The organism is Pseudomonas sp. NBRC 111130, assembly GCF_001320485.1.
Lineage (GTDB): Bacteria > Pseudomonadota > Gammaproteobacteria > Pseudomonadales > Pseudomonadaceae > Aquipseudomonas > Aquipseudomonas vlassakiae.
In genome coordinates this window covers 92,043-114,470 of the sequence record NZ_BCBG01000013.1, presented here as the reverse complement: position 1 = coordinate 114,470, position 22,428 = coordinate 92,043, and the positions used below count along the sequence as shown (strand labels likewise).

17 protein-coding genes, 2 pseudogenes and 1 riboswitch are annotated in these 22,428 nt (G+C 63.7%); of the genes and pseudogenes, 9 read left to right on the top strand and 10 right to left on the bottom strand.

The window, feature by feature from the left end; genetic code table 11:
• Positions 1–74: 74 nt before the first annotated feature.
• Positions 75–1,595, bottom strand: coding sequence for an FAD-dependent oxidoreductase (locus APH33_RS07550; protein ID WP_054884536.1), 1,521 nt, complete (start codon positions 1,593–1,595; stop codon positions 75–77).
• Positions 1,596–2,264: 669 nt separating this feature from the next.
• A complete protein-coding gene (locus APH33_RS07545; RefSeq protein ID WP_054884535.1) occupies positions 2,265–3,593 on the bottom strand; it encodes an MFS transporter in 1,329 nt (442 codons plus the stop codon).
• Between the two features lie 163 nt (positions 3,594–3,756).
• Between APH33_RS07545 and APH33_RS07540 the strand changes: the two genes are divergently transcribed.
• The gene (locus tag APH33_RS07540) at positions 3,757–4,854 is read left to right on the top strand and encodes a sugar diacid recognition domain-containing protein (RefSeq protein ID WP_054884534.1); all 1,098 of its coding nucleotides are present in this window, start codon (positions 3,757–3,759) and stop codon (positions 4,852–4,854) included.
• 112 nt (positions 4,855–4,966) lie between these two features.
• Positions 4,967–6,106: a glycerate kinase gene (locus tag APH33_RS07535; protein ID WP_054884533.1), complete on the top strand. Its 1,140-nt coding sequence runs from the start codon at positions 4,967–4,969 to the stop codon at positions 6,104–6,106.
• 144 nt (positions 6,107–6,250) lie between these two features.
• On the opposite strand, the gene APH33_RS07530 is transcribed toward APH33_RS07535, so the two are convergent.
• The 3 genes and pseudogenes from APH33_RS07530 to APH33_RS07520 form a co-directional block, all read right to left on the bottom strand.
• Positions 6,251–8,593, bottom strand: a complete 2,343-nt coding sequence (locus tag APH33_RS07530) for a bifunctional diguanylate cyclase/phosphodiesterase (RefSeq protein WP_054884532.1) — start codon at positions 8,591–8,593, stop codon at positions 6,251–6,253.
• A gap of 80 nt (positions 8,594–8,673) precedes the next feature.
• Positions 8,674–9,669: an SCO family protein gene (locus tag APH33_RS07525; RefSeq protein ID WP_054884531.1), complete on the bottom strand. Its 996-nt coding sequence runs from the start codon at positions 9,667–9,669 to the stop codon at positions 8,674–8,676.
• A 62-nt stretch (positions 9,670–9,731) separates the two neighbouring features.
• Positions 9,732–13,124 (bottom strand): annotated as a pseudogene (locus APH33_RS07520) (Ig-like domain-containing protein).
• A gap of 251 nt (positions 13,125–13,375) precedes the next feature.
• Positions 13,376–13,490, top strand: a riboswitch (TPP riboswitch).
• A gap of 30 nt (positions 13,491–13,520) precedes the next feature.
• Here APH33_RS07520 and APH33_RS07515 point away from each other — a divergent pair.
• The 4 genes from APH33_RS07515 (at position 13,521) to APH33_RS27390 (ending at position 16,370) form a co-directional block, all read left to right on the top strand.
• Positions 13,521–14,168 (top strand): TenA family protein, encoded by a 648-nt coding sequence (locus tag APH33_RS07515; RefSeq protein WP_054884586.1) that lies wholly within the window; start codon positions 13,521–13,523, stop codon positions 14,166–14,168.
• On the top strand, positions 14,165–14,830 hold the full coding sequence (gene tenA, locus APH33_RS07510) for a thiaminase II (RefSeq protein ID WP_054884530.1): 666 nt from the start codon (positions 14,165–14,167) through the stop codon (positions 14,828–14,830). Before APH33_RS07515 ends, tenA begins: the two co-directional genes overlap by 4 nt.
• A gap of 331 nt (positions 14,831–15,161) precedes the next feature.
• Positions 15,162–16,142, top strand: a complete 981-nt coding sequence (locus APH33_RS07505) for a DNA-binding protein (protein ID WP_054884529.1) — start codon at positions 15,162–15,164, stop codon at positions 16,140–16,142.
• 57 nt (positions 16,143–16,199) lie between these two features.
• Complete coding sequence (locus APH33_RS27390; protein WP_177332359.1) at positions 16,200–16,370, top strand: DUF6021 family protein; 171 nt, start codon at positions 16,200–16,202, stop codon at positions 16,368–16,370.
• 47 nt (positions 16,371–16,417) lie between these two features.
• On the opposite strand, the gene APH33_RS07500 is transcribed toward APH33_RS27390, so the two are convergent.
• Positions 16,418–16,669 carry a hypothetical protein gene (locus APH33_RS07500; RefSeq protein WP_054884528.1) on the bottom strand — a complete coding sequence of 84 codons (252 nt, stop codon included), beginning with the start codon at positions 16,667–16,669 and terminating at the stop codon, positions 16,418–16,420.
• Positions 16,670–16,693: 24 nt separating this feature from the next.
• The gene (locus tag APH33_RS07495; protein WP_054884527.1) at positions 16,694–17,194 is read right to left on the bottom strand and encodes a DUF4142 domain-containing protein; all 501 of its coding nucleotides are present in this window, start codon (positions 17,192–17,194) and stop codon (positions 16,694–16,696) included.
• 162 nt (positions 17,195–17,356) lie between these two features.
• On the opposite strand from APH33_RS07495, the pseudogene APH33_RS07490 reads away from it, so the two are divergent.
• Positions 17,357–18,921: pseudogene (locus APH33_RS07490) on the top strand (diguanylate cyclase).
• 4 nt (positions 18,922–18,925) lie between these two features.
• Here the strand turns inward: APH33_RS07490 and APH33_RS07485 are convergent.
• On the bottom strand, positions 18,926–19,432 hold the full coding sequence (locus APH33_RS07485) for a GNAT family N-acetyltransferase (RefSeq protein WP_054884526.1): 507 nt from the start codon (positions 19,430–19,432) through the stop codon (positions 18,926–18,928).
• Between the two features lie 108 nt (positions 19,433–19,540).
• On the opposite strand from APH33_RS07485, the gene dksA reads away from it, so the two are divergent.
• Positions 19,541–19,948, top strand: coding sequence for an RNA polymerase-binding protein DksA (dksA, locus tag APH33_RS07480; protein ID WP_054884525.1), 408 nt, complete (start codon positions 19,541–19,543; stop codon positions 19,946–19,948).
• Here dksA and APH33_RS07475 read toward each other — a convergent pair.
• Positions 19,945–20,658, bottom strand: coding sequence for an MgtC/SapB family protein (locus tag APH33_RS07475; RefSeq protein WP_054884524.1), 714 nt, complete (start codon positions 20,656–20,658; stop codon positions 19,945–19,947). The genes dksA and APH33_RS07475 overlap by 4 nt on opposite strands.
• Positions 20,659–21,040: 382 nt before the next feature.
• Here APH33_RS07475 and APH33_RS07470 point away from each other — a divergent pair, with 382 nt between their 5' ends.
• A complete protein-coding gene (locus tag APH33_RS07470; RefSeq protein WP_054884523.1) occupies positions 21,041–21,514 on the top strand; it encodes a sterol desaturase family protein in 474 nt (157 codons plus the stop codon).
• Here the strand turns inward: APH33_RS07470 and APH33_RS07465 are convergent.
• Positions 21,471–22,358 (bottom strand): bile acid:sodium symporter family protein, encoded by an 888-nt coding sequence (locus tag APH33_RS07465; RefSeq protein ID WP_054884522.1) that lies wholly within the window; start codon positions 22,356–22,358, stop codon positions 21,471–21,473. The two genes, APH33_RS07470 and APH33_RS07465, sit on opposite strands and share 44 nt — an antisense overlap.
• Positions 22,359–22,428 lie beyond the last annotated feature (70 nt).

Here is a 22,428-nt window from a genome sequence, read left to right as displayed (position 1 = left end):
GATCCTTTGCGGGGAATGATCCGGTTGTTTTACACAGAACCGACGGGGTTTGAAAGGCCGCCAGGGCGGTGATTTCAGCCAATCAGCTCGAGGGCCTCAATCAGGCTCAAGGGCCGCTTCATCCGTTGCGACAGCGTCGCCATGGCATCCGAATAGCCCTTGGCTACCACCGCCTGAACCTGGTCTGCGAAACACTGCAGGGCAATGAAATCGCCTTTCTCCGGCTCACCGACGAACTCGATGCGGTCCCAATTCCGGGCATGCCCCAGCACCTCGTAGGTACGCCCGTGCTGGTAGGTCCAGAAGAACGGCACATCGTTGTAGCGGCGTTGCTCACCCAGCATGTTGGCTGCTGCAATCACGCCGTGCTGCTGGGCCAGCCGCCAGTGCTCGATGCGCACCGGCTGCCCTGCATGGGGGAAGGTGGCGATATCGCCAGCGGCCCACAATCCATCGGCTGCATGCAGTTCGGCATCGACCGACACTGACTGGTCCTTGGCCAACTGCACGCCTTGCACGAACGCCGTGGCCGGCTTTACTCCCGTTCCCAGTAGCACCAGCGAGGTGCTCAGCTGCTCGCCATTGGCCAGTTGCACGGCTTCGACCTTGTCTTCGCCCAAGAAGCGCTCGACGTCGGTCGGGCCGTGGAACACCACGCCCTTGCGCTCATGCAGCTCGCGAATGCAGCGCCCGATACGCTCGCCCAGCTGTTTGGCCAACGGTACTTCGTGACGCGTGACCACATGCACCTGCGCGCCATATTTGCGTAGCGCAGCGGCGGCTTCGAGGCCAATGAAGCCGTCACCGACGATCACCACCGGCTGCCCGGGTTCGGCGGCATCGAGCAGGCGCGCGGCATCCTCGCGTGAGCGCAAGGTCATGATGCCGGGCAGGTCGACACCTGGCAGCTGCGGACGCACCGGCTTGCCGCCGGTAGCCAGCAGGGCTGCGTCATAGTCGATGTGCTGGCCGTCAGCGAGGGTGATCTGGCGCTTTTTCGCATCCAGCGCACGGACCTTGCCGAAGCGTCGGTCCAGATGGCCTCTGCGCAGCTGGTCGGGTTCGATCAGGCTTGACACCTCGTCCGGCGCCATCTCGCCGGCAATGACGAATTTACTCAAGGCGGTGCGGTCGTAGGCGGGGTGGCGCTCCTGGTCGAGCCAGATCAGGTGCCCGCCAAAGCCGTGGTCGAGCAGTGTGGCAACGGCCGCCGAGCCGGCGGCACCGGCACCGATCACCACGAAGGTGCGGGCATCGCTGTGACGCGGTGGCTCGCTCTGTGGCAAGGGTTGGTCATCGACCCACACTTGACCGTCTTTGACCCACGCCCGGTAGCGGCGCAGGCCGGTCAAGGCCGGAGGTTCACAGACCGCACCCTCGTCGACGGCAAACGCTGCCTTGTGCCAGGGGCAGATCAGCAGGCCGCCACAGACCACGCCTTCTTCCAGTGGCGCGCCTGCGTGCGGGCAGTTGCCCTGGTAGGCATGGACCTGGTCGCCCTGGCGGACGAGGATCATTTCTTCGTTGCCTGCCTGGACGCGCAATGGGCGCTTGGCATCGAGCTGTTCGAGGCGGGCCACGGCGTGCTGGGTCATGGGGCTTCTCCAAAGGGGGGCTTTTGGAGACATTTGACGCCTGAGGGGCGAAGGGGATGCGTTGAACTGACGATCGGCGTCGTGGTGTTCGCCTTGGGATTTGCAGCGCCTGTGAGATCGAGCGCCGCCCGCGCGGCGCATCGCGGGCAAGCCCGCTCCCACATTTGTTCCGGGCCAGTCTCTCCTGTACCGCCAACAGGGACCGCCTTGTTCGTATGGCGATGGATCTCGGTGGAAGCCAGCAGGGGCAAGGCGATGCATCGCGATGGGCACAGCGGCTGCTCCACCTGTCTCTAGCCATGCACCAAGGCGATTCTTGTTGGCTTCACAGGAGAGACTGGCCCGAAACAAATGTGGGGCTTGCCCGCGATGCATCGCGATGGGCACAGCGGCTGCTCCACCTGTCTCTAGCCATGCACCAAGGCGATTCTTGTTGGCTTCACAGGAGAGACTGGCCCGAAACAAATGTGGGGCTTGCCCGCGATGCATCGCGATGGGTACAGCGGCTGCTCCACCTGTCTCTAGCCATACACCAAGGCGGTCCCTGTTGGCGGTACAGGAGTAACTGGCCCGAAACAAATGTGGGAGCGGGCTTGCCCGCGATGCGCCGCGCGGGCGGCGCTCGATCTCACAGGCGCTGCAAACCTCCCGGCGAACGCATCAAAAAGCTCAATTGGCCGCTGCAGTCTTCAATGCACCGGCCCGGGTAACCCGCAGGGCCACCAGGCTACCCAGCACGATCAACGCGGCCAGCGAATACAGCGCAGCATCGGTCGAACCAGTCTGATCCTTGATGAAACCGACCAGATACGGGCTGAGGAACCCGGCCATCTGGCCCACCGAGTTGATGATCGCCAGGCCTGCCACTGCGGCACTGGCGCTGAGCAGTGCGGTCGGCATCGGCCAGAACATCGGCAAGCCGGTGAGGGCACCCATGGTGGCGATCGACAGGCCGAGGATGGCAAGGGGCGGGTTGCCGGCGAAGTTGACCGCGATCAGCAGGCCGACGGCGCCCATCAGCATCGGTATCACAAGATGCCAGCGCCGCTCGTTGCGCAGGTCAGCCGAGCGCCCGCAAAGGATCATGAACACGCCGGCCAGCAGGTACGGAATGGCGCTCAGCCAGCCGATCAGCAGCGGGTTGTCGAAGCCCATGTTCTTGATGATCGACGGCAGCCAGAAGTTGATCGCGTACACACCGCTCTGGATACAGAAGTAGACGAAGCCGAAGGTCCAGATCAGCGGGTTGGTCAGCACGGCGATCACGCTGTCGCCACGGGTGGCGGGCTTGCTGGCAGCGTCGGCCTCAAGGTCGGCGGCGATCAACTGGCGCTCGGCAGTGCTCAGCCAGGCGGCTTTCTGATAGCCGTCGCTCAGCAGCTTGATGGCCAGCACGCCGAGGAGCACGGTAGGCACCCCCTGGATGAGAAACATCCACTGCCAGCCGGCCAGGCCATGCTGGCCGGCGGCGAAGTGGTCAAGGATCCAGCCCGAGAACGGCCCACCGAGCAGGCCCGACACCGGGATCGCCGACATGAACAGGGCCATGATGCGGCCACGGCGATCGGCCGGGAACCAGCGCGAGAGGTACAGCACCACGCCGGGGAAGAAGCCCGCTTCGGCGGCGCCGGTCAGCAGGCGCAGGGTGTAGAACTCGGTCGGGGTGGTGACGAACAGCAGGCAGGTCGACAGGCTGCCCCAGGCGATCATCATCGCGGCAATCCAGCGCCGCGGGCCGAAGCGGTTGAGCGCCAGGTTGCTCGGCAGGCCGCAGAGCACGTAGCCGATGAAGAAGATGCCGGCGCCCAGGCCGTACACGGTCTCGCTGAACTTCAATGCGTCGAGCATCTGCAGCTTGGCGAAGCCGACGTTGACGCGGTCCAGGTAGTTGAACAGGTAGCAGATGAAAATGAACGGGATCAGCCGCAAAGTGATGCGCCGGTACAGCGCGTTGCGGGTGATGTCTGTGCCTTGGTCAGGGGCAGGGCTGTGTGCCATGATCGTGGTCTCTGTTGTTATGGTTGTCGCCGCGTCGCCTGTGCCGGCGCTCGCCCTGACGAGTCTCGGGGAGTGCGACGCGCCTGTCTTTGTGCGTTTGCACAGCGTATCGTGCATGGCGCTGTGCTGCCGTACAAAAGCTGACACGTTTAAGGATCGCTGAATGTTCGAACTGGACCATGACCTGGCGCAGGATATCGTCGATCGGGCGATGGCCATTCTGCCGTGCAACGTCAACGTCATGGACAGCCAGGGGCTGATCCTCGGCAGTGGCGAGCCGGAACGCATCAACACCCGCCACGAGGGGGCGCAGCTGGTATTGGCCAATGGCCGGGTGGTCGAGCTGGACGTCGACGCGGCCAAGTGCCTGAAGGGCGTGCAGCCAGGGGTCAACCTGCCGTTGATGCTTGACGGGCGCCTGATCGGCGTGCTCGGCCTGACCGGTGAGCCGCAGCAACTGCGCACCTACGGCGAGCTGGTGCGCATGACCGCCGAGATGCTCCTGGCGCAACGCCATCTGCAGGTCGAGCAGCAGTGGCGGCGCCAGCGTTGCGACGACTTGCTGGCGTTGCTGCTCGGGGGCAGTGGCGATTCGCCGCGGCTACTGGATGAGGCGCAGCAGCTGGGCCTGAAACCTCAGTTGCCACGGGTGCCATGCCTGTTCGAGCTGCGCGCCGGCCCACCCGCCGAAACGCTCTCGGCCTGGTTGATGAGCCGTTACCCGGAAAGCTGGTGCGTGAGCCCTTCGCGCGAGTCATTGCTGTGGTGCCGGCCGGCGGGCCTGGTGCTGGATGAAGCACGCCTGATCGAACGCTTGCAGCGCCACGGCTGGGAGGTCGAACGCCTGGCCCTGGGCGGCGCGGCGCACAGCCTGGAGCAGCTGCGCCGCGGTTATCGACGCGTGCGTGACTTGCTGGCCTATGGACGCGAGGTGCTGCCGCAAGAGCAAGTGCTGAGCCTCAACCGCTACCGCTTGCCGGCGTTGCTCTGGCGCCACCGCAACGAAGACGCGCTGGATGAGCTGCTGCAGCCGCTGCAGCGCCTTCGCGCCCGCGATGCCAGCGGCCAGCTGCTGAACACGCTGCGCGCCTGGTGCGCGCACGATGGCCAGAGCCAGGCTTGTGCCGACGCCCTGGGGATTCACCGCAACAGCCTGCGTTACCGGCTGGAGCGCATCGCCGAACTCGGCGAAGTCGACCCGTTGCGTCTGGAAGGCATGCTGAGCTTGTACCTGGGGCTGCAACTGCTGCCGGTCGACTGAACGCAGGCAAAGGCATTTGCCCAAACAACGCCGCCGGGATTTTGTGCATCCGACCGAGGCCGGCGCGCCAGACAGCTGTCAGCATGCCCGTCATCAGGACAGGAGAATCCCCATGAAAATCGTCATCGCCCCCGACTCGTTCAAGGACAGCCTCGACGCTGCCGGTGTCGCCCGTGCCATCGCCCTGGGCCTGGGCGAGGCGTTGCCCGCCGCCGAACTGGTCGAATGCCCGATGGCCGATGGCGGCGAAGGCACCATGGAGGCGATCGTCGCTGCCAGCCATGGCGAACTGCGCCGCCTGACCGTGCGCGGGCCGCTGGGGCAGCACGTCGACGCCGGCTGGGGCTGGCTGGCAGACAGCCGCACCGCAGTGATCGAGATGGCCCAGGCCAGCGGTATCCAACTGGTGCCCAATGGCCAGCGCGATGCCTGCCGCAGCAGCACCTGGGGCACCGGCGAGCTGATCGCCGCGGCGCTGGCGGCCGGGGCGCAACGTATCGTCCTGGCCATCGGCGGCAGTGCCACCAACGATGGCGGGAGCGGCATGCTGCGCGCCCTGGGCCTGCGCCTGCTGGATGCCGACGGGCAGGCGCTGGAGGAAGGTGGGCTGGCCCTCGCGCGGCTGGCCCGAATCGATGCCAGTGGCCTGGACCCACGCCTGGCCCAGGTGCAGGTTGAAGTGGCAGCCGATGTCGACAACCCGCTGTGTGGCGTCAATGGTGCCTCGGCGATCTTCGGCCCGCAGAAGGGCGCCAGCCCCGAGCAAGTGCAGGCCCTGGACCGGGCCCTTGGCCATTTCGCCGACCACTGTGCGCAGTTGCTGGGCGAAGACGTGCGCGACTTCCCGGGTTGCGGCGCGGCAGGCGGAATGGGCTTTGCCGCCAAGGCATTCATGGGCGCACGCTTTCGTCCCGGCGTGGAGGTGGTCGCCGAACTGGCCGGCCTGGACGCGCTGGTGCAAGGTGCCGACCTGGTGATCACCGGGGAAGGGCGCTTCGACGCCCAGACCCTGCGCGGCAAGACCCCCATGGGTGTGGCGCGGGTGGCCAAGCGTCACGGGGTGCCGGTGGTGGTGCTGGCGGGGACCTTGGGCGAAGGCTATCAACAACTCTATGCCCACGGGATCGACGCCGCGTTCGCGCTGGCCAGCGGGCCCATGACCTTGGAGCAGGCTTGCGCTGACGCCGCACAATTGTTGCAGGCGCGGGCCGGTGACATTGCGCGTGTCTGGCGCTGCGCCACGAACCGCTGAACGCTTCGGTAAAAGCCGTCGGCATGGAGGCATAGGCTGGATGGCGGCCAGGTTTTTGGCAGGGAGGATCCGACCCCTCGCCGACATCCGGGCAGCCAGCCTGATCATGGCAAACAGCCAACGGATGGACGCGCTTGTTAACGCTCATGCCATTGCGCCAGGGGTTGTAAAGCTCAGCGTCTGCAGTTCATTGAAAGGCGGGTAGTCACGCAACTGCGCCAGCGACATCGGCCGGCTGAAGTGATAACCCTGGGCGATATCGCAGCCGGCGAGCTTCAGGCATACCACCTGCTCGCGGGTTTCGACGCCTTCGGCCACCACTTCCAGCCCCAGGCGCTTGGCCAGGATGATAGTCGAGGACACGATCGGGCTGTCGTCGTAGCTGTTGGACAGCGGTGCGATCAGCGAGCGGTCGATCTTGAGTTTGCTCAGCGGTAGCGCCTGCAGGTGCGCGAAGCCGGCGTAGCCGCGGCCGAAGTCGTCCAGGCTGATGCCCAGGCCAGCGGCACGCAGGCGATGCAGGTGGTCGACGGCAGTCCCTTCCGGGTCGAGGATGGTGGTTTCAGTGATCTCCAGTTCCAGGCGCTGCGGGTTGATACCGTGCCGCTGCAGCGTGGCCAGCAGGCGGGTGCTGAAGTCGGCCTGGCGCAACTGCATGGCCGAAACGTTCACGGCCAGGCACGTTTCACGGCCTTGTGTGCCCCAGCAGGCCAGCGCTTCGCAGGCCAGGCGCAGCACTTCCCATCCCAGTTCGATAATGAAACCACTGCGTTCGGCCAGGCTGATGAAGCGGTCTGGGTAAAGCAGCCCGAAATCGGGGTGATCCCACCGCACCAGGGCCTCATAGCCCAGGACCCGGTGGCTATCCAGGCGGATCTGCGGCTGGTAGTGCAACACGAACTGGCGTTCGGTCAAGGCCGTGCCAAAGGCTTGCTCAAGAGTGAACGCCTGGATGTCGGCAAGGTTGAGCGAGGGGTCGAAGAAGCGGTACTGGGCGCGCCCGGCCTGCTTTGCCGAGTACATGGCGGCATCGGCGCTTCGGATCAGGCTGTCGATGTCCTGGCCGTCACGCGGGCAGATGCTGACCCCGACGCTGGGGCTGGTGTTGACCTCCTGACCGTCCAGGGCATAGGTGGCCGAAAGCTTCTGCACCAGCGTACGTACCCAGCTGTTGATCTGCTCCTCGCTACGTTCGCCCGCCAGCAGCACGACGAACTCGTCACCACCAAAGCGCGAGGCCTCGTCGCCGGGTTCGAGCAGGCGCTGGATGCGCCCGGCCACTGCCTGCAGCAGCAGGTCGCCGATCTTGTGCCCGAGCGAGTCGTTGATCGACTTGAAACGGTCCATATCGATGAACAGGATGGCCATCAAGCGGCGCTTGCCACGCTGCCGGGTAAGTGCCTGCCCGGCGATTTCGACGAACTGGCGGCGGTTGTGCAGCCCGCTGAGGTGGTCGGTGGCGGCGGCATGGCTGCTACGCCGGTGTTCGTCTTCCAGGCGGCCGATCAACTGCTGGTTGACTTGCTGCGCATGCTCCAGGGCGGTGAACGCCTCCTGGCGCTTGCGCAGCAGGCGCAAGGTCCAGGCCAGGCTGGCGAGGATCATCAGGGTCATGCTCAGGTTCAGCCAGAACTGCCGCGAATAGGCCAGCGCGGACGGGGCCAGAATCTCGTCATGACGCTGGCTGACCATCACACTGAAACCACGCTCGGGCACCCGCCGGTAGAGGCTCTGGTAAGGGACCCCGGATGTGTATTGGGTCAACTGCCCAGTGACTTCGCCGGCATCGGGCATGTCCGGTTCGAAGCGGTCGCCTGCCACCACCACGCCGCTGTTGTCGATGCGCAGGCGTTCAGCGCCGTTGTCCTGGATAAGGCGCATCGAGCCACCCTTGCCAAGGTCGATGTGCTGGAACAGGACCGCCAGGTAGCCGATGTCGAGTTGCACCACGAGAATGTTGTCGATCTCCCGCCCCGGCAGGTCGGTCAAAGGCAACAGGAAGGGCAGGCGCCAGTTGGTCAGCGACCCTGGTGAGGCAGCTGGGGCAACACGGGGCAGGAAAGGCTTGAAGCCATAGTGGGCGACATGCACCTTCAACTGCTGCAGCCAGTCTGCTGGCAGCTGTACGGGTTCGTCGCTGTGGCTGGCGGACAGCAACCGACCCTGGCGGTCGTACAGGCTCATGCGCTTGAACACCGGGTCTTCTGCCAGCAGCCTGGCCAGGCTGAGGCTGCCTTCGCGCAGCGTCTTCATGTCCTCCTGGGTTACCCGGCCCACGGCCTGGGCGCGGTCGACCAGCTGGCGCAGGGTCTCGGCAACGATACTGGCCAGGTTAAGATGCTCGGCCGCCTTGGCTGCCAGTGCATCCTGGCGCGAGGCGGCCTTCTGGGTGACGTGCAGCCCCCAGAGGAAGGTCAGGGTGGCGGCACAGAGCATCAGGATCAGCAAGCGCAGCAGGCTTGCCGATGAGTGAGAGCGACGAATCACTGCTGGTTTTCCCGACCCTGGGTGATAGTCGAAAAATACGACAGGCAGATGACAGGCTCATGACGGATGGCTAATTGCCTTCAAGGTTTTCCCCGATCCGCCAGGGGCGCCTGTATGCGCGACGTTTCTTCCTGCAGGTAAGTGATCAGCGCGGTGATCTCGGTATCGCCCAGCCGCATGTTGGGCATGGCCAGGCGGTTGTACTGTTCATAGAGCAGGGTGGCCAGCGGTTCCTTCTCGGCCAGCATCTGGTCCGGTTCCTTCAGCCAGCGTATCAGCCAGCTTGGGTCGCGTTGCTGGGTCACACCGAGCAGGTCAGGGCCGATGCCGGGTTGGCCGGGTTCGGTATTGCCCACGGTGTGGCACGAAGAGCAGCGGGTGCGGAAGATCTGTTCGCCACTGCTGGGCGGGCGGATCTGTGGTGCGCTGGCGTAGTCGTTGGTCGTGGCGCTGGCCTGTTTCCAGTTGTGCAAGCTGTTGCCCAGGCGGTCGGCGAGGATGTAGGGGCTTTCGAAGGGTGAAGCCTTCATCCAGCGGCCAGTTGCCTGGTTGCCGATGATCAGGCTCAGGTTGTGGTCCCTGGAACGCCCGTTCTCAAGGCCTTCGATGTACAGGCCCAGGCGCCGGCGCAGCTGTTCGATAGCTTCGGGTTCGCCAGTGAGCAGAGTCCAACCGGGGCCGATGCCGAATTTCTCGGCATAGCGCTTGAGGGTGGCGGGGGTGTCGTTGTAGGGGTCGATACTGATGGAGTAGAGAAAGATGTCCTTGCCCACCCGGTCACCGAGGATCTTCTGTACCTGGCGCAGGCGTGCGGTTTCCACAGGGCATGAATCGGAACAGCCAGTGAAGATGAAGTTGATCGCCACCACCTTGTCCTTGATCAGGTCGTCGAAGAAACGCACCGTCTTGCCGTCCTGGGTGATCAGCGGGGTATTGGGAAAGTAGCTGGAGCCCCACGGTGTCGCAGCCCCGGCCGATGCTGGCGACTGCGCCGATTCAGCTGGCTTGATCGGCCAGTAGTGAGTACCGGCAGCGAACAGGGTGAGGGCAAGCAGAACACGCCATGACAGGGCCATGATGTCATTCCTCCAGTGATGAGGCAGCGGGGGCCGCAAGGCGGCCCCTTTCAATGGAACAGTCACTTGATGCTGATTGGCGCCGTCACGCTTTGCCCCAGTGCCGACTTCACGGTGATCGTCGCCGGTGTCGCCGGGCCGCTGCCGGTAGTGGTCACCGACAACCGCCAGCGGGCTCCGCTGCCTGCCGCCGTCAGCGTCGCCGTGCCCAGGTTCAGCGGGCCACTGGTGGTGGCTGCGGTCACGCTGATGCTGTTGCCGCTGGCCACCGAGGTGGTGCCAGAGATGTCCCAGGTGTAGCGGTTGTTGCTGCGTACCTGCACCACGGCGCTGCTGACCTGGACCTGGTCCGCTGCTACGGCAGGGCTCACCGCGACACTGACCGTGGCCTGGGTCAGCGAATCGGCACCTTTGGCATCACGCGCCGTATAGGCAAAGCTGGCGGTGAATGGCGTGTCGACCGTGGCCGGCGGAGTGTAGGTCACGGTGGTGCCATCGGTGCTGGCCGTACCCTTGCCGGAGTCTGGCTGGTTGAGGTCCCTGATGGTCAGCGGCAGGTTGCCTTCGGGGTCGGTGTCATTGGCCAGCACATTGATAACGATCGGCTTGCCGGCCGTGGTTGCGGCGTTGTCGTTGTTGGCCACTGGTGGCTTGTTGGCGGTGTCGGTGTTGGTATTGCTGGCTGTGCGGAAGGTTGGCAGGCCCACCGACGCCATGTACTGCACGCCATCCCAACCAGGCAGCGGGGTCGGCATCACCTGGAACTGGCCCGGGTGCTCGATGTCCCAGCGCAACAGCATCGAGTTGTCTTCGTGCTGGGTGTTGTGGCAGTGCTCCATGTAGGTGCCGGCGAATTCGCGGAAGCGAATGGCCATTTCCACTTCACCCGAGGAGTCGGCGTCCGGGCCGATGCGGTAGACGTCCTTGCGTGCCCATTTTTCCCACTCTGGCGGTGCCTTGCCGTCACGGCTGAGGATCACGCCTTCCTCGAAGTGCACATGCACCGGGTGGCTCCAGCCGTTGCCGCCGTTCTTGATCTTCCACACTTCCAGGGTACCGTCGCCGCTGAAGCCGCCTTGGGTCGCTTCGCTGGCCAGCTGTGGCGCCGCAGAGATGCGCCGCGGGTCCATGCTGTAGCCGAAACCGCCGTCGGTCTTGATGGTCCAGGGGCTAGTATCGGTGCCGTCGGAGCGCCCAAAGATGAACTCGCGGTGGCGGGCCGCCTTGAGCTTGGCCTGATCGGCGGCAGCAGTGCGGTCGATGGTCAGCGGGATCATCTTCAGGCCTTCGGCCTTGCCCGGCTTGGCCGGTTCGTAGGCGCTCGGGTCCATGCTGACGTCCTGGCCGCTGTAGGGCTGCACGACCAGTTGCATGACCTTGCCCACCACCGGGTCACCGTTTTCCCACTGAGGGCCGCTACTGGTCTGCTTGATCACGGCCTTGTACTTCTCGGACAGCACGTCGGCCAGCGGGATGGCCTGTTTCGGACCCTTGCCGGTTTCATGCTCCATGATGTTGACGATGTACAGCTTGTCGCCGGCCTTGATCCCGTTCTTGGCGAAGTTGATGATGATGTCGTAGCGCTCGGCGATGCCTTGCAGCGGCAGGATGGCGTTGTTGTCGTCGGTCTTGCCGTCGCCGTTGAGGTCCATGGTGCCGTCGAACGGCACGGCGTGTTCCATGATGTTGCCGTCGTTGGCGATCATGTGGAACGGCACCCGGGCGTACGACACGTTGGAGCCGGAAGGGCCCTTGAACTCGCCACTGTTGCCGGCGATTTCACGCACCACGGCGAACTTGAAGTAGCGCGACACCGAACCGTTGAGGATACGGAAGCGGTAGCTGCGGGCGCGGACCTTGAGCTTGGGCTGGTACTGCCAGTTGACCAGCACCTGGTCACCGAGGAAGCCATCGGTGTTGAACGGGTTGAACCACAGCTGGCCGTTCTGATCCCAGGCCTTGTCGGCGATCACCAGGTTGACATCGTAGTCGCGGTTGCCCCAGGGCATTCCCGAACCGCTGGGGAAGCGCAGGTTGACCCCGTCCTGCAGCGCTTCGTTGCCGCGGTCGATGGCGCTGTAGTAGTTCATCATCACAGCGTTGCCTTTGTAGACGTTCTGCGCCGTGAAATCCATCATGTGGTCGTGGAACCAGTGGGTACTCATGGTCTCATGCCAGTCGCCACGAATCTTGATGCTGCCGTTCTCGCAGGTCTTGAGCCCCGGGTTGGCGTCGTTGACGAACAGGGTTTCACCCGGCGAGCAGGGGAACGCGGCGCGCGGGTCTTCGGCACGGGTGTTGATGGTGTCGTAACCGGCCAGCTGGATCGGCCAGCGGTAGTCATAGTACTGGCCAGGGAAGAATTACGCGTTGGCAAAGCCATCGCTCTCGGCCGGCGAGTGACCGTTGTGCTCGTGGGTGGAAATGGTGTGCAGGCCAAAGCCTGCGTTGGCTGCCGGGTCGATCGGCAGCGCGTTGTAGTGGCGCATCAGCACCGGCTGGCCATAACGAACCATCAGCAGTTTCGGCGGGAAGGTGCCGTCGAAGGTCCACAGCGACTTGTGGTTCTGCAGCGGGAAGTTCGGGTGGAAGCGGGTGTCGATGCCCTTGGTGGTGCCAAGTGTAGTGGGGATGTCCGAGGTCTGGTAATACAGCCCGCCCGGCGCAAATTCCCCCACGGCATAGTTGTGCAATTGCTTGCGGTCACGCAGCCCCTGGTTGATGCGTGCGCCTGCCTGTGCGGTCTTGAACGCAGCCTGGGGGTAGAACTCGTTCCAGCGCTGGTGCGACCAGCCTTTTCCTGGTGGCCGGCCTTCTGCCGGCGAGCCGACCGAATTACGGTTAAGGAACATCTCGATCTGCGCTTTCCACGGGTTGCGGTCCAGGGTGTTGGCGTACTGGGTCGGGTATGGGTACAGGCCCGGTTGCTTGAGGAAGGCTTCCAGGGCATTGCCGTTGGGGCTGCTGCGAGCGACCACGTTCGGGTCTTGCGCAGGTTCCGGGCCGAGTGTGGGAACCGGGAAGGTCAGCGTTGGTGGCGGCAGGTTGGGGTCGAGTTTTTCCGGACCGAATTCTTCGAACAGCAGCAATTGCTGGGTGAAAGGCTGCGCACCGAACAACGGGCTCGGCTTGCCGTTGGTTGGGTAATTGCGCGACGTCTGCAGGGCAGGCGGCAGCACGTTGTCGACGCGATTGCTGGTCCGGTCACCGTAAACCCCATTTTGCAGTTCCAGCGAACCTTGGTTGGCTTCCGGCAGGTTGGACAGGTTCAGCAGCGCGGGCGCGGGGTCAGCCGGCTGGTCATCGTAGTGCGACGGGTCTGTCGGAGGCGGCTGGCTGACATCGTCCAGCGAAGAGGCCATGGCTGAGATCAGCCCGAAGCTGAGCATCAGCGCGGTCACGGCAGACAGTTTGAAGGCGTGGCTGTTGGGGTGGATCACGGCAGGTGTTTTCATTGCCTGGTGCCTCGCTCACGGCTAAATGGCTATGGGCCATCAATGGCGTATTGCCGGTTTTTATGGCCTGAGCAACCGCTGTGCCAACAGATGTTTCGGTAATACTTTGTCAAACAACTCCTTGCGGCGCCTGAGGTGCGCTAAATAATGGGGTGTCAAGGAGCGGGTGTAGGCCCCCGAAATTGGGCATGTTTGGGGCCCAACTCCGGTGACGGAGTGGGTGACAATGGGTGATGGGGCCTGTATACATGTTGCCCACCAAGGGGAGCCCGGCAACGGGCTGAGAAACCGCTGGCAGCTGCAGCGCGGTGACCCTTCGAACCTGATCCGGATAATGCCGGCGAAGGGATGGGACTGCCGACCTGCCTTTTGCCGGCCTCACTGCGAGGCCTCACCATGACCGAACGCTTCAGCGAAACCCTGCAACGCCAGAACCAGCCGACCTGGTCGGCGGCCGTCAGCCATCGCTTCGTCACCGAACTCTGCGCCGGCAGCGTGGCTGATCCGATCATGGTCCGCTACCTGGTCCAGGATCACCGCTTTCTCGACAGCTTCCTGACCTTGCTCGGCGCCGCCATCGCCACCGCCGACACCTATGAAGCCCGCCTGCGTTTCGGCCGCTTCGCGGGGATGATCTCCAGCGACGAGAACACCTATTTCCTGCGAGCGTTCGAAGCCTTGGACGTCAGCCCGGCGCAGCGTACCGAGCCCGCAGACACTGCACCTACCGCTGGTTTCAAGGCCATCATGCGCGAGGCCGCGGCCACCCGTTCCTACGCCGCCGCGCTGGCCGTGCTGAACGTTGCCGAAGGCCTGTATCTGGACTGGGCCCTCAAGGCACCCAAGCCGTTGCCGGCCAACTTCGTCTACGCCGAATGGATCACCCTGCACGACAACCCGGCGTTCTGCGATTTCGTTGCGTTCCTGAAGTCCGAACTGGACCGTGTCGGCCCTCAGGAGGCCGCATTGGCCAGTGATTTCTACGCACGTACCGTTGAACTGGAGCTTGCCTTCTTCGACGCCGTCTACCGCGAGGAGGCATGAGCATGGATATTTTCGAGCGTTTGAAGGCTGCTACGGCCGGGCAGTGGAACAGCTATGTCGACCACGACTTCGTGCGCCAGATGGGCGAGGGCACCTTGTCGGAAGACGCCTTCCGCACCTACCTGATCCAGGACTACCTGTTCCTCATCCAGTTTGCCCGCGCCTGGGCCCTGGCTGCCTACAAGAGCCGTCTGCCGGCGGATATCCGCGCTGCCCAGGCGGGCCTGGCGGCCATTCTCGACGAGACCGAACTGCACGTGCGGCTGTGCGCGCGTTGGGGGTTGTCGCAGGCTGATATCCAGGCTGCGCCTGAGCACCAGGCGACCGTGGCTTACACCCGTTATGTGCTCGACTGCGGCGCGGCCGGTGACCTGCTCGAGCTGCACGTGGCGTTGGCGCCGTGCGTGATTGGTTACGCCGAGATCGGTCGTACGCTGGCGGAGCGCATTGGCGATCTTAGTGAACACCCGTACCGGGAGTGGATTGGCGAATATGCCGGCGAGGCCTACCAGGGGGTGGCAGCGGCGGCGCGCAAGCATCTGGATGAACTGGCGGCGCGGAGCATGACCGAGCAGCGGTTTGTCGAGCTGGCACAGATCTTTGGCCAGGCTTCGCGGCTCGAAGCTGACTTCTGGCAAATGGGGCTGGATGGCGTGGGCTGAGGCCGGGCTAAGCCTTCAATCGCGCGTTTTGGGCGAAATTTTGTAAATCGCCGTGCACATGAACCGCACGGCGATCCGGTCGCATACCGTATGTCAGGCTCGGCAGGTTCGTTGCTGTAGACCCAGAGGCAGTCTTGCTGGTGGAGAGTGCAATCCCGAGCAGCCGGGCGCCGGCAGTTCCGCGCCGCAAGAGCGTTCCGCTTGAGCCCGGCAATGCGGTAAGTCTCGATTATCGAACCGTAGATTTCACTTGAAATCCTGCCTGGCAAAGAAGAGCATTCACGCCTTATTACGTGGTACGTACCATGTTACTTAAATTCGAGGAGTACACATGGCCCGGGGCGGTATCAACAAGGCGGTAGTGCAGCAGGCGCGGCAAGTGCTGATCGCCCGGGGTGAGTACCCCAGCATCGATGCAGTACGTATCGAGCTGGGCAATACCGGGTCGAAGACCACCATTCACCGCTACCTGAAAGAGCTCGAAGGGCCAAAACCTGTGGCGTTGCAGGGGCAGGCAGCCCTGAGCGACTCGTTGACCAGGCTGGTTTCGCAGTTGGCCGCGCAGGTGCAGGAGGAAGGCGACGCCCGTATCGAGCAGGCCGAAGCCGCGTTCAACGAGCAGCGTGATCAGCTCGTGGCGCAGTTGCAGCTGGCGCAGCAGGCACTCGCCGCAGCGCATCAGCAACAGCAGATCCAGGCCGCCGCGCTGGCTGCCGAGTCGGAGCGCCTGGTGACCGCGCAACATTCGCTGCAGGCTGAGCAGTTGCGCAGCGCCAGCCTCAGTCAATCCGTGGGTGAATTGCAATTGCGCCTGGCCGACAAGGAGGAGCAGGTGCGTTCGCTGGAGGACAAGCACCGCCATGCCCGTGAAGCGCTGGAGCACTACCGCAGCGCCAGTCGCGAACAACGCGAACAGGAACAACGCCGCCACGAAGCGCAGACCCAGCAATTGCAGCTGGAGTTGCGCCAGTTGCAACAAGGCATGAACGCCAAACAGGAGGAACTGACCCGCCTGCACCGCGACAACGAACGGATGCTCGGCGAACATCGCCAGGCGGCCAGTGCATGCGAGGCCAAAGACGTCTTGCTCGAGCAGCGCGATGCGCAGATCCAGGGGTTGCGGACCATTCTTGCCCAGGCGCAGGGTGCCAGCGATGAAATGCGGCGGCAATTGCAGGCGCAAGCGCAAAGCCTGGAAGACAACCGTGCGCGATGCTCGGAGCAGGGCATGCAGTTGCAGCAGATGCAGGACGAACTGCGCAAACGCGATGAGGCGCTTGATGCACTCAAGGCGCAGCAAGCCGGCAATTGAATCAAACTTCCTGCTGCGACTGCGTTCTTCCGTAGACATTCCCCGGGAGCGCGCAACATGAAAAAGCCAGAGCAGCATCAGCAGGGCCCGCATTCTTCAGGCCATGCGCAGAAACAGGACGATTTGGGGTTTGACCCGGATTCTCCGGACTTGAGCGATCCGCAAGTGGACCCGCAAGGGCCGGCAAAACCGCCACGGGACGTGGAAAAAAACCACAAGGGCCGGTGATTCGGCCCGCCCCATCGCCGCGCTGCGAGCGATGGGGCGGATGAGCCTCAACCCTCCACTTGCTTGGCCGCTTCGACACCCGCCGCCGACAGCTTGATGGGATAGTGCACGCTGATCTGGTGGTCATCGTCGACCGCCACTGCGCCATCCTGGATCAGGCCGTGCTCCTGCAGGGTCTTGAGCATGCCGGCCACGGCCTTCTCACCGCGATAGTTATCCAGCAACTCCTTGCCCAGCCCTTGCGGGTGGGCGTGCAGCAGGCGGGTGAGAATTTCGCTTCGCAATGCATCGTTAGTCATGTGTGGCCTCGTGTCGTCGGGCGGTCACTTGCCGTGAGTGGCCTGAAGTGCCTTGGCCTGCTCCAGATGGTGTTCAAGCTTTGGCAGGGTTTCGCTGGCGAAGGCTTTCAGCTCGGGCTTGTCGGAAGACGCCGCTTCCTTCTTGAACAGCTCCACGGCTTTTTCGTGGGCGTCGACCTGGTTGTTGACATAGGACTTGTCGAACGACTCGTCGCGCCATTCGAGGATCATCTTCTTCACTTTGTCGGTCAGCGCCGCTTCGTCCGGCACGCTGATGTCCAGCTTGCGGGCGATGTCGCCGAGCTTCTGGTTAGCCGCGGTGTGGTCGGTGACCATCTGCTGGGCAAATGTCTTGATTTCGGCGTTCTGGCTCTTTTCCAGGGCCAGCTTCCCGGTGACCACCTCGGCGATGCCGGATTCGGTGGCGGCCTCGACAAAATCGTCGGAAGTGGCGGCCAGTGCCTGCAGCGATGCCATGCCCAGTACCAGCGACAGCCCAGCGCGTTTGATGAACAGATTGCTCATGCCTGACTCCTCATAACCGTTGGCGCGACCTCAGTGTCGCGTACGGTTGAGCAGCGATGACGGGCAAAGGTTTCGTTTTTCTCGGCGCCGGTCGACCATCGAAAGGCACCTGGGCGCTGAACTATAGTCATAACGGGCATACGCTTGAGGACAAGGACTTCCATGGGTGCGGCCAGAAAGCAGGACGAGGACGGGCTGATCACAGCCAGCGGCGAGGGCCGTGCCGTGGCGTTGTTCCGCCTGGTGCTGTCGTTCATGGCGGTGATGATGCTGGCATTCGTGCTGGTCGAGGGCTGGCGTACCTGGCGCGACTATCGTCACGCATTCAGCAATGCCGAGAACATGGTCACAACCTCGCCAGGGCCACCAGTCAGCATGCCGAGGATGCCATTCGCCAGGTGGATGCGATCACCGCTGTACTGGCCGAGCGCATCGAAGGCGACGGTTTCGCCCACCTGGACCGCCCTCGGCTGCATGCGTTACTGGCTCAGCAAATGGCGATCATGCCGCAGCTGCATGGCTTGTTCGTCTTTGCTCCGGACGGTAGCTGGGTGGTGACAGACCGCGCCGCGATACCGCCAAAGGCGAACAATGGCGACCGCGACTACTTCATCTATCACCGCCTGCATACCGACCGCAGCGTGCAGATCGGCTCGGTTGTGCGCAGCCGTACCACTGGCGACCTGATCATTCCCATCTCGCGCCGGTTGGATAACCCTGACGGCAGCTTCGCCGGGGTATTGCTCGGTACCATCAAGGTGGACTGGTTTGTGCGCTACTACGGAGATTTCAAGATCGATGAACGAGGCGCGCTGGTACTGGCCAAGCGCGATGGCACCATCCTGGTTCGCCGGCCGTTCGTGGAGCAGGTGGTGGGGCGCAGCCTGGCCAACAGTGAAGTGTTCCGCAATTACCTGCCCTATGCCAACGAAGGCCTGGCCGAGGCGGTGGCTGTAATTGACGGCACCCCGCGGCTCTATGCCTACCGGGCATTGTCGAGTTACCCGCTGGTGGTCGAGGCCGGCTTGTCACGGGAGTCGATCATCGCGCCCTGGCGGTACGATGTCATCAAGTCGGTTGCGGTACTGCTGCTATTGCTGGTCGGCCTGGCGGCGTTCGGCTGGGTCGTGCTGCGCCAACTGCGCGAGCGCATTTCCATCGAACGGGCGCTGCACCAGGCGCACCAGACCCTCAAGTCACTGGCACTGACCGACAGCCTGACTGGGCTCGGCAACCGCCGGCGGCTGGATGCGGTGTTCGAGGCCGAGCTCAAGCGGGCTCACCGCCAGGGTTACCCGGTAGCGCTGGTGATGCTCGATCTGGATTACTTCAAACTGTACAACGACCGCTATGGTCACCCCGCTGGCGATCAATGCCTGCGGCGCTTTGCCGAGTTGTTGCAGCAAGCCTTGAAGCGGCCGGCGGACTTGGCGGTGCGCTATGGCGGTGAGGAGTTCACCATGTTGCTGCCTGACACCGATGCAGCAGGCGCCGAGCTGGTTGTCGATGAGGTCATGCAGTTGCTGCGCCGCCAGGCAATCCCCCACGCCGGCAGCCCCTTGGGGGTGGTATCGGCCAGTGCCGGGATCGCGGTTGGCCATCCGGCACAAGACGGGTGTAAGCCGGAAAGCCTGATGGCGGCGGCCGATGCAGCCTTGTACCAGGCCAAGCGGCAGGGGCGCGATGGTTATACGGTGGCAGCTGCTTCGGCAGAAAGCGGCGGATGACCGCTCAGGCCAGTGCCAGGCGCATTGCACATCGCCCTGACAAGCCATGCGCACGCTCGGTTGCCAGAATGCCCTGGAGCCTTGGTTCCAAGTGCTTTTCGTCGAGCACCTCGAACCCGTATCGCGCATAGAAAGGGCCATTCCAGGCGACTTGCGCAAACGTGGACAAGGTCAGCTCGCGGGCTCCCCGATGCCGCGCCACGGCACAGGCCTGGTCGAGCAACTGCCTGCCAATACCTTGCCCTTGCGCCTGTAAACGTACCGAAAGTTCATGTATGTGCAGCGCGTTGCCCTCCAGGCTCAGGCATGCAAAACCCAGGGCGGTGCCCTGATCATCCTCGGCCAACCAACTGCCCTGGTGGTCAATGAAGGCCTTGTGCGTTTCTTCGTCCAGCCCCTCGGCACAGGCCAGCCAGGCCAGCTCGGGCAGCCGCAAGAACGCTTGTGCGGCTGATTGTTCGATGGCGATCAACTGGCGGATGTCTGAGTGCAGGGCAGGGCGTATGTGCATGAAATGTTCTCTGTGGGCTGGCACTAGTCTGCGATGAATGACCATGGCTTGCAATGGCGGTGTTATAACGTAACATTCACGCTTTCCCAGCGACCCGAGACTGCCGTGATGACCGAAGAGGAACTGTTGCGCCAGGCCCCCGCAGCCTACATGAACGAAGTCCAACAGCAATTTTTCCGCAACATGCTGCTTGGCCAGCGCGCCGACCTGCAAGCGCGTATCGACGAGGAATTCCAAGCCTTGCGTGAGCAGGAAGTGCTCAGTGACCCGGCCGATATCGGCAGTGCCGAGGAGGAACGGCAATGGCGGCTGCGCTCGCTGGAGCGGGAAAAGAAGCTGCTGGATAAAATCGACCAGGCCCTAGAGCGGCTGGCGCGAGGTGAATATGGCTGGTGCGAGGAAACCGGTGAGCCGATCGGCCTGCGTCGCTTGCTGCTGCGCCCCACGGCAACGCTGTGCATCGAAGCCAAGGAGCGCCAGGAACAGAAGGAGCGTCACCTGCGCGATGAGCGTTAGTCTGTCGCCAGTGCCTGTGGCTGCAATTGCCAGCGCACCGAGCTGACGCCCTTTTCCAGGCTCACCCGACCCACCAGCCGCTCCAGTTGTGCCGGGGCCTGCGGGTTGCCGAGCAGTTCGGCTCGCACTTCAAGGCGGGCTGGGTTGGCCAAGTCTTCACTGTGCAGCGATTGCAGGCGCAACTGTGGGTCGCCCAGGCTGTGCAGCATCAGGCTACGCACCTGGATCTCGTCTTCGGCGCGGCAGACGATGCGCACCTCGAAACGTTGATCGACCTCGTTGGCCGGCAGCACCTCCTGGCGGTCCAGCCGCTGGGCGATATCGCGCAGCAGGATGTTGGCACACAGCACCATCAGGCTGCCAAGCGTTGCTTCAAGCAACAGCCCGAGGCTGCACAACACACCGATCGCGGCGGTGCACCAGAGCGTGGCGGCGGTGTTCAGGCCACGCACATTGAAGCCGTCGCGCATGATGACGCCGCCACCGAGAAACCCGATGCCCGACACCACGTAGGCGGCCACCCGCGAGGCATCGTTGGGGGCCATGCCTGGCACCGCCTGGGTCATCAGCACGAACAGGCAGGCACCGGTGCTGACCAGCGCGTTGGTACGCAGCCCGGTCAGGCGTTGGCGCAGTTGCCGTTCGGCACCGATCAGGGCGCCGAGCAGCAGGGCAATGCTGACACGCAGCAGAAAGACTTTCCAATCCATAGCAAACCTCTTCCACGGGCACACGCCCGCACGGTTGAATAACCAGAAAATGCGCAGGACCACGAAAGGGAAGAGGGGAAAGCCGTCAAAGGCTGGAGATTTCCACCGCCTGGCCAATGGCGAGACAGTGGCAGGAAGCTGCCGGACTAGCTCGCCGTGTGGGCCTGTCGCAAGCGACTGGGGCTACTGTCCAAAGCAGGACTCCTGTTCAGGGATGCGAAATTGCGTCGCGGACCTTACGCCGCCGCCAGCACTGGGTCAAGAGTAAAAACATGACAAGAAATCCATTCGGAAATGCCCTACAGCCGGTCACGCCTGCGTGGAAATAAACCTGGGGAATCGGTACCCTAGCGCCATTTTCCGCCATACCCCGGACCGTTACATGCTGTTCAATCTCACCGTGCTGCTTGGCACCCTGGTGGCCATGGAAGGTGTCGGCACGCTGGCTCACAAGTACATCATGCATGGCTGGGGCTGGTGGCTGCACCGTTCGCACCATGAGCCGCAGCTGGGCATGCTGGAAACCAACGACCTGTACCTGGTGGCGCTGGGCCTGGTCGCCACGGCGCTGATCGCCCTGGGCAAGGCCGGCCACGCGCCATTGCAGTGGGTGGGCGCTGGCGTGGCCGGGTATGGGGTGCTGTACGTACTGGCCCATGATGGCTTCTTTCACCGCCACTGGCCGCGCAAGCCACGGCCAGTCAACCGCTACCTCAAGCGGCTGCACCGCGCCCATCAGTTGCACCATGCCGTCAAGGGGCGCACGGGCAGCGTTTCGTTCGGTTTTTTCTATGCGCCGCCATTGAAGGTGCTCAAGCGCCAGTTGCAGGCGCGGCTGCCACGCGACCGCGGCTGACCCACCAGCCAAACCCTGCTGCGGTGAAGAACATGATCAGGCTGTACAGCGCGGCGGGTACAGCCATGGTGGCGTTGTTCAGCAACGATGGGCTCAGTGCCAGGGCGATGGCCAGGGTGCCGTTGTGGATGCCGATTTCCATGCCGATGGCAATGGCCTGGCGCTTGGGGATGCTCACCAGCCGTGGTACCCAGTAGCCGAGCGTCAGGCTGATCAGGTTGAACAGCAGGGCCGCCAGACCCACCACCGGAGCGTAGGCGACGACGGTCTGCCAATCCTTGGCCAACGCCAGCACGATGGTGAATGCCAGGAACAGCGCGGCCACCAGTTTCATCGGTTTTTCCATGCCTGCAGCAAAGCGCGGCGCCCAATGGCGGATGAGCATGCCCAGTGCCACCGGCAGCAGGACAATGGCAAACACCTGCATGACCTTGGCAAATTGCAGCGGGATCGCTTGGTCCGATGCCATGAACCACCCCAGCGACAGGTTCACCAGCAGCGGCATGGTCAGGATCGCGATCAGCGAATTGACCGCTGTCAGGGTGATATTCAGCGCTACGTCGCCGTGGGCCAGGTGGCTGAACAGGTTGGCAGTGGTGCCACCCGGGGAGGCTGCCAGCAGCATCAGGCCGACCGCCAGCGCCGGCTCCAGGGCAAAGCCATTGGCGATCAGGAAGCACACCAGCGGCAACAGCAGGATCTGGCAACACAGGCCGACCACCACCGGTTTCGGGTATTTCACCACGCGGGCGAAATCGGCCAGCGTCAGCGATAAGCCCAGGCCGAGCATGATGATGCCCAGCGCCAGAGGAAGGAATGCAGTCAGCAAGGGAGAGGCGGTCATCGGCGGGCACTCGGGCAAAGGATGCAGGCAGTCTAGGCCGGCCTTGCGGACTGGCTAATCGCAATGCGCC